This is a genomic window from Ruegeria marina, from assembly GCF_900101475.1.
In the GTDB taxonomy this organism is placed as follows: Bacteria; Pseudomonadota; Alphaproteobacteria; order Rhodobacterales; family Rhodobacteraceae; genus Ruegeria_B; species Ruegeria_B marina.
Genome location: NZ_FMZV01000006.1, coordinates 101,526 through 115,092, shown reverse-complemented (window position 1 = coordinate 115,092; position 13,567 = coordinate 101,526). Strand labels below are relative to the sequence as shown.

13 protein-coding genes are annotated in these 13,567 nt (G+C 66.1%); 3 read left to right on the top strand and 10 right to left on the bottom strand.

The features are described 5' to 3' along the window. Nucleotides 1-12: 12 nt before the first annotated feature. The 3 genes from BLT75_RS10610 to BLT75_RS10600 are packed head-to-tail and all read right to left on the bottom strand — an operon-like array spanning nt 13 to nt 2,857. Complete coding sequence (locus BLT75_RS10610; RefSeq protein ID WP_093031147.1) at nt 13-1,008, bottom strand: YcjF family protein; 996 nt, start codon at nt 1,006-1,008, stop codon at nt 13-15. After that, complete coding sequence (locus BLT75_RS10605; protein ID WP_093030826.1) at nt 1,005-1,445, bottom strand: GNAT family N-acetyltransferase; 441 nt, start codon at nt 1,443-1,445, stop codon at nt 1,005-1,007. The genes BLT75_RS10610 and BLT75_RS10605 overlap by 4 nt, the downstream gene beginning before the upstream one ends. Then, entirely contained in the window at nt 1,442-2,857 is a 1,416-nt protein-coding gene (locus tag BLT75_RS10600; RefSeq protein ID WP_093030823.1) for a YcjX family GTP-binding protein, read from the bottom strand. The genes BLT75_RS10605 and BLT75_RS10600 overlap by 4 nt, the downstream gene beginning before the upstream one ends. 230 nt (nt 2,858-3,087) lie before the next feature. On the opposite strand from BLT75_RS10600, the gene truA reads away from it, so the two are divergent. Next, nucleotides 3,088-3,876 carry a tRNA pseudouridine(38-40) synthase TruA gene (gene truA, locus BLT75_RS10595; protein WP_093030820.1) on the top strand — a complete coding sequence of 263 codons (789 nt, stop codon included), beginning with the start codon at nt 3,088-3,090 and terminating at the stop codon, nt 3,874-3,876. A gap of 259 nt (nt 3,877-4,135) precedes the next feature. On the opposite strand, the gene BLT75_RS10590 is transcribed toward truA, so the two are convergent. The 4 genes from BLT75_RS10590 to BLT75_RS10575 are packed head-to-tail and all read right to left on the bottom strand — an operon-like array spanning nt 4,136 to nt 7,755. Next, nucleotides 4,136-5,029, bottom strand: a complete 894-nt coding sequence (locus BLT75_RS10590; protein ID WP_093030817.1) for a nickel/cobalt transporter — start codon at nt 5,027-5,029, stop codon at nt 4,136-4,138. Continuing rightward, nucleotides 5,014-5,664 carry a DUF1007 family protein gene (locus tag BLT75_RS10585; RefSeq protein ID WP_093030815.1) on the bottom strand — a complete coding sequence of 217 codons (651 nt, stop codon included), beginning with the start codon at nt 5,662-5,664 and terminating at the stop codon, nt 5,014-5,016. The genes BLT75_RS10590 and BLT75_RS10585 overlap by 16 nt, the downstream gene beginning before the upstream one ends. Nucleotides 5,665-5,722: 58 nt before the next feature. Beyond that, a complete protein-coding gene (locus tag BLT75_RS10580) occupies nt 5,723-6,514 on the bottom strand; it encodes a thioesterase family protein (protein WP_093030812.1) in 792 nt (263 codons plus the stop codon). Between the two features lie 5 nt (nt 6,515-6,519). After that, nucleotides 6,520-7,755 carry an acyl-CoA dehydrogenase family protein gene (locus BLT75_RS10575; protein WP_093031144.1) on the bottom strand — a complete coding sequence of 412 codons (1,236 nt, stop codon included), beginning with the start codon at nt 7,753-7,755 and terminating at the stop codon, nt 6,520-6,522. A gap of 132 nt (nt 7,756-7,887) precedes the next feature. Between BLT75_RS10575 and BLT75_RS10570 the strand changes: the two genes are divergently transcribed. Continuing rightward, on the top strand, nt 7,888-8,823 hold the full coding sequence (locus tag BLT75_RS10570; protein ID WP_093030809.1) for a 2-hydroxyacid dehydrogenase: 936 nt from the start codon (nt 7,888-7,890) through the stop codon (nt 8,821-8,823). Between the two features lie 2 nt (nt 8,824-8,825). Here BLT75_RS10570 and yghX read toward each other — a convergent pair whose 3' ends face one another. The 3 genes from yghX to BLT75_RS10555 form a co-directional block, all read right to left on the bottom strand. After that, nucleotides 8,826-9,722: a YghX family hydrolase gene (yghX, locus tag BLT75_RS10565; protein ID WP_093030806.1), complete on the bottom strand. Its 897-nt coding sequence runs from the start codon at nt 9,720-9,722 to the stop codon at nt 8,826-8,828. Between the two features lie 75 nt (nt 9,723-9,797). Further along, nucleotides 9,798-10,157 (bottom strand): glycine cleavage system protein GcvH, encoded by a 360-nt coding sequence (gene gcvH / locus BLT75_RS10560; protein WP_093030803.1) that lies wholly within the window; start codon nt 10,155-10,157, stop codon nt 9,798-9,800. 294 nt (nt 10,158-10,451) lie between these two features. After that, on the bottom strand, nt 10,452-12,836 hold the full coding sequence (locus BLT75_RS10555; protein WP_093030800.1) for a transketolase: 2,385 nt from the start codon (nt 12,834-12,836) through the stop codon (nt 10,452-10,454). A gap of 153 nt (nt 12,837-12,989) precedes the next feature. On the opposite strand from BLT75_RS10555, the gene BLT75_RS10550 reads away from it, so the two are divergent. Then, the gene (locus tag BLT75_RS10550; RefSeq protein WP_093031141.1) at nt 12,990-13,454 is read left to right on the top strand and encodes an Lrp/AsnC family transcriptional regulator; all 465 of its coding nucleotides are present in this window, start codon (nt 12,990-12,992) and stop codon (nt 13,452-13,454) included. Nucleotides 13,455-13,567: the final 113 nt, after the last annotated feature.

The window sequence follows — 13,567 nt, the reverse complement described above, 5'->3', positions numbered from 1 at the left end:
CTCCCCCTCCGGTCAGCCCGATTTGCTCATCAAACCGGTCAGCGCCCGGCGCACGACCTTGCGGACCGAGGGCCTGCGCCCACCGGAAAACGGCAGGGGCCGGCAGACCTCCATCGCAGCGACGCCCACGCGCGCGGTCAGCGCGCCGTTGACCAGCCCCTCGCCAAACCGGCGCGACAGCTTGCTGAGCACCGAACCGCCCAGCACCGGTTCCAGCAGGTCGTCGCCGACGGCGACCGCGCCGGTGGCCACCAGATGCGACAGCACCGCCCGCGTCAGCCGCCAGCTGCCCAGCACCCCGGCGCGACCGCCATAGATCTCGGCCACCCGGCGGATCATCCTGAGCGACGAAGCCAGCGCGGTTGCCACATCGGCCAGCGCCATCGGCACCAGCGCCGTTACCGTGGCGACCCGGCGGGCCGCCGCCTCGACCTCGCGCTGCGCCACTGCGTCGAGCGGCGCCAGCAGAGTCTCTTCGGCCAGCGCCAGCAGCGTGGCGGCATCAAACTGTTCGCCGGCGCGCTCAGTCAGCCGCGCGCGGCCCCAAGCCAAATCCTCGCGTCCGCGATAAAAGCCGTCGAGCCGGGCGCAGACGGCGCGTGCCTGTGCCAGATTGTCCTCGGCCAGCGCCGCATCGGCGGCGCGGCGCAGGCCATCAATACGTCCCAGCCGCCCGATCGCCGCCAGTTCGCGCAGGGCGATCAGTCCGCAAACCAGCACGAAAACCGCCAGCAGAGCCGCCATCGCCCAGCCCAGCACCGGAACACGCGCGATCAGGTCATTGACCCAGCTCCAGGCCGTGAGCGAGACCATGGCCCCCAACAGTGACAGCGCCAGCCCCCAGAACCAGCGCGCCAGCCGCGAGGGCCGCCGGGCCGCGACCCGCGCGGCGGCCTGCATCGCCGTTCCCTGCGGCCGGTCGAGATCGGGCACCGCGGGTGCCTCGGTCACGGGCGGCGGCGGTGTGGTCTCGTCGCCGAGGTCGATCAGCACCGGGCCTTGGGTCATGTGCGGCTCCATTCATAGCGGACGTCGGGCAGGCGCTCATCGTTGCGGCTGCCATCGGTGCGCAGGGTCTCTCGGAACCCGTGCCGCTCGTAAAAGCGCCGGGCGCCTGCATTGGCCTGAAAGGTCCAGAGCTCCAGTTGCTCGGCGCTGTGCTGCGCCTGTTGCAACAGCCGCGCGCCAAGGCCCCGACCTTGCGCATTGCGCGCCAGGTAGAGCGAACAGATCTCGCCGCCATCGCGCGCGATGAACCCCGCGACCCGGCCGTTAAGAACCGCCACCGTGACCCAGCCGCGCGCGATCATCACGCCACAGAACATTTCGGTCTCGTCGCGGCAGTGCAGCAGGGGCATCCAGTCGGTGTCGCGGGCGAAAGCATAGAGGATCTCACCCGTAGCCGCGGCATCGCCGGGCAGCCCGGGGCGCAGCAGGGCGGTCACAGGCGGTCTCCGATCAGGAACTGGGCGGCGCGGTCAAGCCGGATATGCGGCGGGCCATCGCCAGGTCTCAACTGCATCGGGGCGGGCGCAAAGGTCATCGCCTGAAACCCGTCGTTCAGCCATTCGGTGGCGCCGCTGCGGGCCGTGCCAAGGAGCTGACCCGGATCCTGCGGCAAGGCGCCGGGATAAAAGGCGGCCTGCCGCCCGCCCTCCAGCAGGGTGCCACGCACGCAGGGCAATTCCCGCCCCTGATGCGTGCGCATCTCCTCGGTGGTGACGCGCAGCGCGGCCAGCGCCAGCGCCTCGGTCCCTGCGCCCGCGAATTGCGCGCGGTCGCGGGCCTCGCGGGTCAGTGCCTCGATGATCGCGGTCAGTTGCGGGTGCTGCTGGTGGTGCAGATGGTCGGCCTTGGTGGCGGCAAAGAGGATGCGGTCGACCCGGCGGCCCAGCAGCAGCCGGTTCAGCCAGGCGTTGCGGCCTGGGCGGAAGGCGCCCAGGATATCGGCCATGGCGCGGCGCATGTCCTCGACCGCCTGCGGCCCCTTATGGATCGCGCCCAGCGCGTCGACCAGAACCACCTGCCGGTCGATACGGGCAAAATGGTCGCGAAAGAAGGGCCGCACCACCTGTGACTTGTAGGCCTCGAAGCGGCGCTCCATCTCGCGCAGGAGCGTCCCGCGGCGGGATGCGCCCGATACCGGCAACGGCGCGAAGGTCAGCACCGGCGAGCCCGCCAGGTCGCCCGGCAGCAGGAAGCGGCCGGGGGTGCAATCGGAATAACCGGTCGCGCGGGCCGTTTCGAGATAGGCGGTAAAGCGGCGTGCCAGCGCCTGCGCCTGCGGTTCGTTATGGCGGGCATCGGGGTCGATCCCCGAGAGCGCGGCCAGATACTCAGCCGCCTCGGGCCGGGCGCGCAGGCGCTCCAGCGTCTCGGCCGCCCACTCGGCATAGCTTTTTTCCATCAGGCCGAGGTCGAGCAGCCATTCGCCGGGGTAATCGACGATGTCGAGATGCACGGTGCGCGGTCCCTGCAAACCGGCCAGCAGTCCGGCGGGGCGCACCCGCAGCGACAGGCGCAACTCGCTGACCGCGCGGGTACTTTCGGGCCAGTGCGGCGCAGGGCCGGTGAGCGCCGCCAGGTGCGCTTCGTAATCGAAACGCGGCACGGTATCGTCGGGCTGGGGTTGCAGGAAGGCGGCCTCGATCCGCCCCTCTTGCGCCGCGACAAGGCCGGGCATCCGACCGCGGTCGAGCAGGTTGGCCACCAGCGAGGTGATGAACACGGTCTTGCCCGAGCGTGCCAGCCCGGTGACGCCCAGACGGACCACCGGCTCGAACAGCGCTTCGCTGACCGTGTCGGAAACCGTCTCGACGCCGCGCACCAGACGATCTGCGATAGAGGAAATGACCAAACTCTGCCCCTGCCTGTTTCCCGGCCAAGATAGAGACCGGCGCGCCCGGTTGCTAGGGTTGCCATTTTCTTGCGAGGCTCTGCCTCGCGCTCCGGAGTATTTTTCACCAGAAAGAAGCCAAAACTGCCTGGTTTCTTTCTGGTCGGAAATACTCCGGGGGAGTCGCCGGCAGGCGACGGGGGCAGCGCCCCCACTGGACAGGGCGGCGGCGGCGCGATACCAGCGCGGTCATGCCCCGTTACGCTTTGAAAGTCGAGTATCATGGCGCCCCCTTTGCCGGCTGGCAGAGGCAGAAGGAGTTGCCATCGGTTCAGGGCGCCATCGAAGATGCGCTTGCGCGGCTGGAGCCTGGGCCGCATACCATTGCCGCCGCCGGGCGCACCGATGCCGGCGTGCACGGGCTGGGGCAGGTCGCGCATTGCGACCTGGCCAAGGACTGGGAGCCGTTCCGGCTATCCGAGGCGCTGAACTGGCACCTGAAACCGCAGCCGGTGGCCATCGTGGCGGCGGCACGGGTGGCCGACGACTGGCACGCCCGGTTTTCGGCTACCGAACGGCAGTATCTCTTCCGCCTGCTGATGCGGCGGGCACCGGCGACGCATGATGCGGGGCTGGTCTGGCAGATCGGTCACCGGCTGGATGTCGGCGCCATGCAGGCGGCGGCCGACCTGCTGGTGGGCCGGCATGACTTCACCACCTTCCGCTCGTCGATCTGCCAGGCGGCCAGCCCGGTCAAGACGCTGGACGAGCTGCGCGTCGAAGAGGTGGAGAGTTTTTCGGGACCGGAAATCCGCTTCCACGTGCGCGCACGCTCGTTCCTTCACAACCAGGTGCGCAGCTTTGTCGGCACGCTGGAACGGGTGGGCGCCGGCGCCTGGTCGCCAGCGGATGTGCAGGCGGCGCTTCAGGCGCGCGACCGCGCCGCTTGCGGTCCGGTCTGCCCGCCGCAGGGGCTCTACCTGGCACGGGTGGGCTATCCGGAGCCGGTTTTCGACCACGCAGGCTTGGGCTCGCGCTGAAAACGTCTGGTCTCGGGGGCAAAGGGGTGCCCCGGTCCCGGATCTGCCGAGCCACCTGTTGTCACGCTGGCCTGGCGCGGCGGACAGGGCAATCGACATTTGTGCCCGCGACGTGATCGAGATAGTTGGTTTGGATATGCGCGACTGGAGAGTCCCGTCTGGTGGTCGGGCATGATTGTCAGAGCTTGGTCGGTCCTTGGTCCTTGGCCCTCCAGGAGGACGTTCTCGGGCGCTGATGGGGGGCATGGGGAAAGTGCCGTCAGACCGCGTTCAGGAACAGCCCGCCCGCGATGGTGGCAACGATCAACCCGGCCGCCAATTCGACCATCGGCAGGGTGACATCCGCAACGCGCCAGGCCGAAGCTGCCCCGAGCAGCCCGCCGCGCAGTCCCGCCGAGGCGAGGCCCACACCGATGGTGACGCTGGCCGTGCCCAGGGCCATGGCGAAAGCCCCCGCGATACCGGCAGCCGCAATCCCCATCTGCCAGGTCAGGATCAGCACGAAGAGCGCCCCGGTACAGGGGCGCGCGGCGATGCTGGTGATCAGGACCAGCGCCTCGCGCAGGGTTCCGACCTGTTCGATCTCGGCCAGGTCGGGGCCGTGTTTGTGGCCGCACTGGGCGCAGGTGTCCCCCGCGTGATGATGATCGTGGGATCTGCGCGCGGTGGCCAGTCGACGCAATCCGCGCCAGACCAGCCAGAGGCCGATCAGCGCGATTGCGGCATAGCTGAGCGGAGCCATGACCTGTTCGGTCACACCGACAAGATGCTGGCGCGAGAGGTTCAGCACCGCGACACCGGCATAGACCAGCACCACAGCCGTCACCGCCTGCCCGAGGCTGGCGGCCAGCCCGATCAGAGAGAGCCGCAGCACCGGCACCCGGCGGCCCAGGCCGTAACCGCCGATCAGCACCTTGCCATGGCCCGGACCCACGGCGTGAAAGAACCCGTAGGCGAAACAGACCGACAGGAGCAGTGCCAGCGCGCCCGCCTGCCCGCCGCGCAAGCCGCGCAGCGCCTGGGCGATCTGGTTCTGAAAGGCGCGCTGCTCTCCCCCCGCCCACAAGGCCAGTTGATCGAACCCGCCGCTGGCCCAGACCCAGCCCAGCACTGCGAGCGCCAGCGCCACCGGCAAAATCACGAAACGGGACATGTCACCCGGATCTCGGTCGCAAACTCGGCCCCCATCAGGGGAATATCCAATTCCTCGAGGTCGGCATCAGCGTCGATCCGCAGCAGCATCTGCTGCATCTGCGCCAGTTGCCCGTCGATATCCGGCTCGAACCGCTGGACCGTGCAATCGTCGCGCCCGGTCAGGGTGACGGGGCGGGCGACCTCGTAGGCGGTATAGTAGGTCTCGTCATAGGGTTTGACGGAGAGCGCCGCGCCACCCAGACGGGGGGCATTCTTCACCGCGCGCAGATGAGTCGTCACGATGCGCCCGGCTTCGGTCGTGGCGGTGGGTTCGAGCGGGCCCGACAGGTCTAGCGCGCTGTCACCCAGCCGTATGTCGAGATCGCCGGTATAGCCTTCGATCCATTGGGCGTCGAAGCCGGCCAGTTGCTGTTCTTCTTCCCGCGTCAGCAGACCGTCGCCATCGGGATCGAGGCCCATGTCCTCGAGAATGATCAGGGAATAGAAATCGTCATAGGCCCAGGTGACACGCACATGGGTCAGCTTTTGGTCCGCATCGAAGATCAGTTCGACCCCGGTGTCGACAAAGACATGCGGGTGCGCGCCAAGCGGCGCGGGGAGCAACAGGGAAAGGAGCAGGGCGATCCGGTGCATGGCCAAACGATAGGGCGCAGGCGGCGGCCTGACAATCCGGCTCTGTGCGCCGATGGCGTTATTTCGCCATCGGATGCAGCACCAGCGTCTGAAGGGCCATCCCCACCGGCCCGGCCGTGTCATAGAGCACGGCTTGCGACATGCCGATCCCGTTGGGCTGCCAGTGTGAAACGGCCTCGGCCGCGAACCAGTCGCCCTGCGGTTCGCGGTGAATCTGCAGGGTCAGGTCGGTATTCATGAAGCCTAACCGCACCGGCGGTTCGTTCCACGACAGGCCGTTGCCGCAATCAGCGAGCGGGCAGATCGCCTGGATCGGCGAAGGCGCCTCGGTCGCCAGCAGGCGCGGCGCCTTCATCCAGACGGTTTTCGGACCCGGTCCGAGGTTTTCGCCACGCGGATAGGCCATTTCGACGAACTGGCCAAAGGCAGGCCGGTCGTGCAGTTTGCCCACCAGCAGGGGCGCACCGCTCTCTGCTTCGCTGAAATCCGGGGCGGCGACCTGTGCAGTGGGCACCGCGCCAAGATCCTTGCGCACCAGGTGCATCGAGGTGCCGGACAGGCAGAGCGTGCCATCGGTATCGTGCACGGCGACCCGCGTCGTGGTCAGCGTACGGCTGTTGCGCTGCATTTCGACCGAGACCCTGAGCCCCGACAGGGGCAGTGGTCGGAGCACATCGAGCGTGAGCCGCGTCAGCATCTTTCCCGGCCCGGCGGCGGTCTCGGCGGCGCGGACGACAAGGCCGGTGACCGGCCCCGCATGGCAGTGATCGGCCGACCATGGCCCGCGCGCGGGGTCGTTGCCGACGAACAGCCCCGGTTCGGTTTCGGTGAAATAGACCGGGGCCGTCACGGAGATCAGACCTTTTCCTGCGTGTACTTCTTCAGCTCGGTCCGGGCGATCTGGCGGCGGTGCACCGCGTCGGGACCATCGGCAAAGCGCAGAGTGCGCTGACCGGTCCATGCGGCGGCCAGCGGCGTGTCCTGGCTGATGCCCTGACCGCCATGCATCTGCATCGCCTCGTCGATCACCTTGAGCGAGACGCGCGGCGCCACCACCTTGATCTGGCTGATCCAGGGTGCTGCGGCCCGGGCATCGCCCTGATCCATCATCCAGGCGGCCTTGAGGCACAGGAGGCGGGCCATCTCGATCTCCATCCGGCACTCGGCGATGATGTCATAGTTGGCACCCAGATGCGCCAGCTTCTTGCCGAACGCCTCTTTCGCCAGCGCCCGCTTGCACATGCGTTCCAGCGCGATCTCGGCCTGACCGATCGAACGCATGCAATGGTGGATGCGTCCGGGCCCAAGCCGGCCCTGCGCGATCTCGAACCCGCGCCCCTCACCCACCAAAATGTTCTCGGCCGGAACGCGCACATCGGTGAACCGGATATGCATGTGGCCATGCGGCGCGTCATCGTGGCCGAACACCAGCATCGGGCGCAGCACCTCGATGCCCTCGGTCCCGGCCGGCACCACGATCATCGAATGGCGCTGATGCTTGGGCGTATCCTCGCCCCCGGTCTTGACCATCACGATATAGACCTTGCAGCGCGGATCGCCCGCGCCCGAGGCCCAGTATTTCTCGCCATTCAGCACATAGTCGTCGCCGTCGCGCACACAGGACATCGAGATGTTGGTGGCATCCGAACTGGCGACATCGGGTTCCGTCATCAGATAGGCCGAGCGGATCTGCCCATCCAGCAGCGGCTCCAGCCACTGCTTCTTCATCTTCTCGCTGCCGTACCGCTCGAACACTTCCATGTTGCCGGTATCGGGGGCGGAACAGTTGAACACCTCGGCGCCCAGCGGCGTCTTGCCCATCTCCTCGGCGAAATAGGCGTATTCGACGGTCGACAGACCAAAGCCGCGCTCGCTGTCGGTCAGCCAGAAGTTCCACAGGCCGGCGGCCTTGGCCTTGGCCTTGAGCCCTTCGAGGATCGCGGTCTGGCGTTCGGTGTATTGCCAGCGGTCACCCTTGGCGACCTCGGCATGGTATTCATCTTCGAGCGGCATGATCTCGTCCCGGATCATGTCGGCCACCCGGCTCAAGAGCTTGCGGTTTTCCTCGCGCATCCCAAAGGACATGTTCATGATGTTTGCCATGGTGCCTCCCATACCCCGACATTCGGGGTTTACCTTGGCCGAAAGGATGACTTAGCTGCCACGACAAAGTCTAGCGGCGTGACGAAACGTCACCGCGCTGAATGTGAGAGGGAGACGCGCATGGCCCTGCTGGTCGATACCGGAATATCCGGCTGGATGTCGAACGAAGAGATCGCGGCACAGTTGCAGGGGCATCTGCCCGGCGCCGATATCCGCACGCCCGAAGGGCTGGGGGATCCGTCGCAGGTGACGATGATGGCGGTGGCCAACCTGCGCGCCGATTGGCCCGCGCAACTGCCGAACCTGGCGCTGGTGCAGAAACTGGGCGCAGGGGTCGAAACCATCGTCGCCCATCCCGCCCTGCCGCCCCATGTGCGGGTGACGCGGCTGAAACCCGACGACCCGGCGCGCGAGATCGCTGAATGGTTCCTGGCCTATGTGCTGCGGGCGCATCGCAACCTCGATGCCCACCGCGCCAATCAGGCGCGGGCGGCCTGGGTCGATATCGAGCCGAAATATACCCCTGACACGGTGGTTGGGATGCTGGGTCTGGGTCATATCGGCGGGCGGACGGCGCGCATGTTCCGCGATATCGGGTTTCAGGTGCGGGGCTGGTCACGTTCGCCGCGTGACATTCAGGGGGTCGATTGCCGCCATGGCGCGGCGGCGCTGCCCGAGATGCTGGGCGACTGCGACCACGTCTGCGCCATCCTGCCCTCGACCGCCGAGACCGCCGGCCTGTTCGACGCCGGCCTGCTGGGCGCGATGAAACCGGGCAGCCAGCTCTTGAACGCGGGCCGAGGCAACCTGATCGACGAGGCGGCGCTGTTGACGGCGCTCGACGCCGGGCGGCCGGGTCACGCGGTGCTGGACGTGGTCAGCACCGAGCCTTTGCCCTCCGTCAACCCGCTCTGGTCGCATCCGGGCGTCACGCTCACCCCGCATATCTCGGGCTGGCATCTGGGCGACGCGATGAAGGACGTGGCCGAGAATTTCCGCCGCCTCGGCGCCGGCGAGGCCCTGTTGCACGAGGTCGACCGCCAGCGAGGGTACTGAGACTAGGACAATTCCCGCCCGAAGAACTCCATCGTTCGCGCCCAGGCCAGTTCCGCCGCCTCCGCGTCATAGCGCGGCGTGGTGTCGTTGTGGAACCCGTGGTTCACGTTCGGATAGAAATGCACGGTAAACGCCTTTTGATTGGCGCGCAGCGCCTCGGAATAGGCGGGCCAACCGGCGTTGATACGGTCGTCCAGCCCCGCGTAATGGATCATCAGCGGCGCCTCGATCGCGGGCACGTCCTCGGCCGCGGGCTGACGGCCATAGAACGGGACCGAGGCGGCAAGGTCGGGATAGGCCACCGCCAGCGCGTTGCAGACGCCACCGCCGTAGCAGAAGCCCACCGCGCCCACCTTGCCGGTGGACCCTTCGTGGTCACGCAGGAATTCGAAGGCGGCGAAGAAATCCGCCATCAGCCTGGCGGGGTCGAGCATCTTCTGCATCTCGCGACCCTCTTCATCTGTGCCGGGATAGCCGCCCAGCGAGCTCAGCCCGTCGGGACCAAAGGCGAGATAGCCCGCCTTGCCACAGCGGCGCACGACATCCTCGATATAGGGGTTCAATCCGCGATTTTCGTGCACCACCAGGATCGCGGGCAGTTTGCCCGACACCCCTGCCGGGCGCACCATCAGGCCGGTGATCTCGCCGTTGCCCTGCGGGCTGTCATAGGCAACGCGCGCGGTTTCGATGGCCGGATCGTCGGCGGCCACCTGTTGGGCCAGCGCATAATTGGGCTGCAACTGGTCGAGCAGCATCGCCCCGGTCACACCGGCGGCGGCATAGCGCCCAGCCTGGGTGATGAACTCCCGCTTGGACAGCGTGCCGTGCACGTAGCCGTCGAAAATCTCCAGAATACGCGGATCGAAATCCTGCGCGGACTTGCGGGGGGCCTGTGCCATCCGGGAAACCTCCGATGCTGAGCGGGCAGGCGCAAAATAACACGAAACCCGGTCAGCACAGAGGCGTTGTCAGGATCAGCTGATGAAATCCTTGTAGGCGGCCTCGTCCATGTAGTCGTCCATTGGCGACAGGTCGCTGGGGCGCATCTTGAAGAACCAGGCATCGCCCGTCGGGTCCTCGTTCACGAGGCTGGGGTTGTCGGCAAGCGTCTCGTTGACCTCGACGATCTCTCCATCAAGCGGCGCGAGGATGTCCGAGGCGGCCTTGACCGATTCGATCACCACGATCTCGTCATCCTTGCTGACCTCGGTGCCGACCTCGGGCAGCTCGACGAATACCACATCGCCCAGTTGTTCGGCGGCATAGGCGGTGATGCCCACCACGATCAGATCGTCCTCGGGCAGCAACCATTCATGTTCTTCGGTGTATTTCATCCGATGTCTTTCCCTGTGAAAAACGCACGAACAGAGCCTAGCCGCGCTCTCGAATCGCGGCAATAGATCAAATCGATCAGGACGCAGGCCGATCATTCGCCACGATCGGCGCCAACACCTGCCAACAGCCACGGTTCCGCGTTTTGCTGCACCCGGATGCAGTTACCGGTACACGAACATGGCCGGCATCCGAACAGACGTGGACATGGGCCGGCACCCCGGTGCAGTGTCCTTTGTCGACGATACGCAGGGCAGGACGAACCCGCCGCGACGACGCGCGGCGGGTGCCCTGCTTCAAACGGCCAACAAGCGCAGCGGACGGCCGGACGACATTGCCGAAGCGGCGGAAACGATGGCATCGGCGTCGATCGAGAAATACCGGTGCAAATCTCCGATGGATCCACTTTGTCCGAACCGGTCAACGCCCAGTGCCGCCACACGATGACCGTGAACGCCACCGATCCAGGACAGTGTGGCCGGATGCCCATCGACTACGGTGATCAGCAGGCAATGCGGAGGAATGTGTTCCAGAAGCCGCTCGATTTGCGAGCGCGCGGTTGCGATCCCGGTCGCGCGGGCGCGGCCGGCCGCAGCCCATCCGGCATGCAGCCGGTCGGCCGAGGTGACCGCCAGCACGCCGATATCGCGCCGGTCATTGCCGATACGTCCAGCGGCCTCGATCGCGGCAGGGGCCACGGCGCCCTGGTAGACGATCACCACCTCGGCATTCGGGCCCGGCTGGCGCAGCCAGTAGCCGCCATCCGTGACCCCGCGGCGGAAGGTGTCGTCGCGCGGGCCTTGAACCTGTTCGACAGGCCGGGTGGAAAGCCGCAGATAGACCGCGCCCCCGGCGCTGTCGGGCAGCCAGGTCCGGGGATCGGGATCATTGCCGTCCTGCCGCTGCATGTAATCGAAACCCCAGTCCATGATCACCGATAACTCGTCGGTGAACGCCGGTTCGAAGGACGCCAGGCCATCCTGGCTCATCCCGATCAGCGGCGTGCCGATCGACTGGTGCGCGCCGCCCTCGGGTGCAAGGGTGACGCCCGAGGGCGTGCCTGCGAACATAAACCGGGCATCCTGGTAACAGGCGTAGTTGAGCGCATCGAGGCCGCGGCAGACGAAGGGATCATAGACCGTTCCCACCGGCAGCAACCGCGCGCCGAACAGCGAATGGCTGAGCCCCGCGGCCCCGAGCGCCAGGAACAGGTTCATCTCGGCGATGCCAAGCTCCAGATGCTGGCCCTCGGGCGAGAACACCCATTTCTGGCTCGACGGGATGTTCTCGGCCTTGAAGGTATCCGAACGCGGATCGCGGGCGAACAGGCCACGACGGTTGACCCAGGGGCTGAGCCCGGTCGAGACCGTCACGTCGGGCGACATTGTAAGGATGCGCCGGGCAAGGTCGCTGTCGGATTTCGCCAACCGGTCGAGGATCTTGCCAAAAGCGGCTTGGGTGGACTGAACGGCCTCGTCAAGCCAGACCGGTCCGGTGGACGCCACCGCGTCAGCGGTCAGTCGGCGCGGCCCTTTCGCGAAGAACGGCGTACGATCCAGGAAGGCGCGGAAGGCCGGGCGATCGGAGACGGTGGCAAGCGGCTCCCATTCCTCGCCACGCGGCACCGCCAGCGCGGTTTGCAGCGTTTCCATCTGGGCCGCAGTCATCAACCCGGCATGGTTGTCCTTGTGGCCGGCCAGCGGTGTACCCCATCCCTTGATCGTGTAGGCAAGGAAAACCGTGGGGCGATCATCGGTCACGCCGGCGAAGGTTTCCGACAGGCTCCGCAGGCAGTGACCGCCAAGATTGTTCATCAGGTCATTCAACTCGGCATCGCTGCGCCGTTCGATCAGGGCGCTCACGTCGCCCTGATCGCCCAGATCGTCAAGAAGCCGCTGGCGCCAGGCCGCGCCGCCCTTGAAGGTCAGCGCCGAATAAAGCGCGTTGGGGCAAGTGTCGATCCAGTTGCGCAGCGCTTCGCCACCGGGCTCGGCAAAGGCCGCACGCTGCAGGACCCCGTATTTCACACGCACGACGCGCCATCCGAACGCGGCGAAAATGCCCTCGACCCGTTGCCAGAGCCCTTCGCGGACAACACCGTCGAGCGACTGGCGGTTATAGTCGATGATCCACCAGGTGTTGCGCAGGTCGTTTTTCCAACCCTCCTGCAAGCACTCGTATATGTTGCCTTCGTCAAGTTCGGCATCGCCGACCAGCGCCACCATCCGCCCCTCGGGCCGGCCCGCCGCCCAGCCGTGGGCCTGCACATAGTCCTGGATCAACGAGGCGAAGGCGGTAATCGCCACGCCAAGGCCCACCGAACCGGTGGAGAAATCGACATCGTCCACGTCCTTGGTGCGCGAGGGATAGGATTGCGCGCCGCCCAAGGCGCGGAAGTTGCGGATGTTCTCCAGGCTCTGGTTGCCCATCAGGTATTGCATGGCGTGAAACACCGGCGAGGCATGCGGCTTGACGGCGACCCGGTCCTCTGGGCGCAGCGCCGAGAAATAGAGCGCCGTCATGATCGACACCATCGAGGCGCAGGAGGCCTGGTGGCCACCGACCTTGACATCGTGCTCGTCTTTCTCTCGCAGATGGTTGGCATTGTGGATCATCCAGTTGGAGAGCCACAACAGGCGCTTTTCCAGGGTTGCGAGGTGGTGCAGATCATCTTCGGTCATGGCAATGCCTCCTTCGCGCATCGTCGCGAGCTTGTTTTGCCTGTCATCCTGCCCTGGGACGGGCCGCAAGTGCTGCTAAAGGTGGCTGCGAACTTTACAAGTTTTGGCAGATTCGGCATTGTTCAGGAGACTTAACAGCAGGAAATGCGGCAAATGACTCTAGATGCGACAGATCGCAGGATATTGACCGAGCTTCAGAAGCATGGTCGACTGACGAACGTCGACCTTGCAGCACGCATCAATCTTTCCCCGTCCCCCTGTCTTGCGCGGGTCAAGGCGCTGGAAAAGTCGGGCACGATCGACCGCTACGTGGCCCTGGTGAAGCCTGAAGCGCTGGGTTTGGGGCTGAGCGTCTTCATCCAGGTGACGCTGGAACGGCAGACGGAACGTGGGCTTGCCGATTTCGAATCCAGGATGCGGGCTTTCGATGAAGTCATGGAATGCTACCTTATGACAGGCGACAGCGATTACCTTGTGCGCCTCGTCGTCAAGGATATCGAAAGCTTGCAGCGTTTCATCGTCCGGGAGTTGACCACCATCCCCGGAGTTGCCAACATCAAGTCGAGCTTCGCCTTGAAACAGGTTAAATACAAGACCGCGCTTCCGGTCCCGCCATGATCGGAAGGCCGGTGATCTGGGAACAATTCTTGGCGCCTTGGCAGTCGCGGCTTTTGCAGCATGTTGTTCTTTTTTGTTGATTTGCCTTCGGTAGCCACTACGTTGTAAAGTAA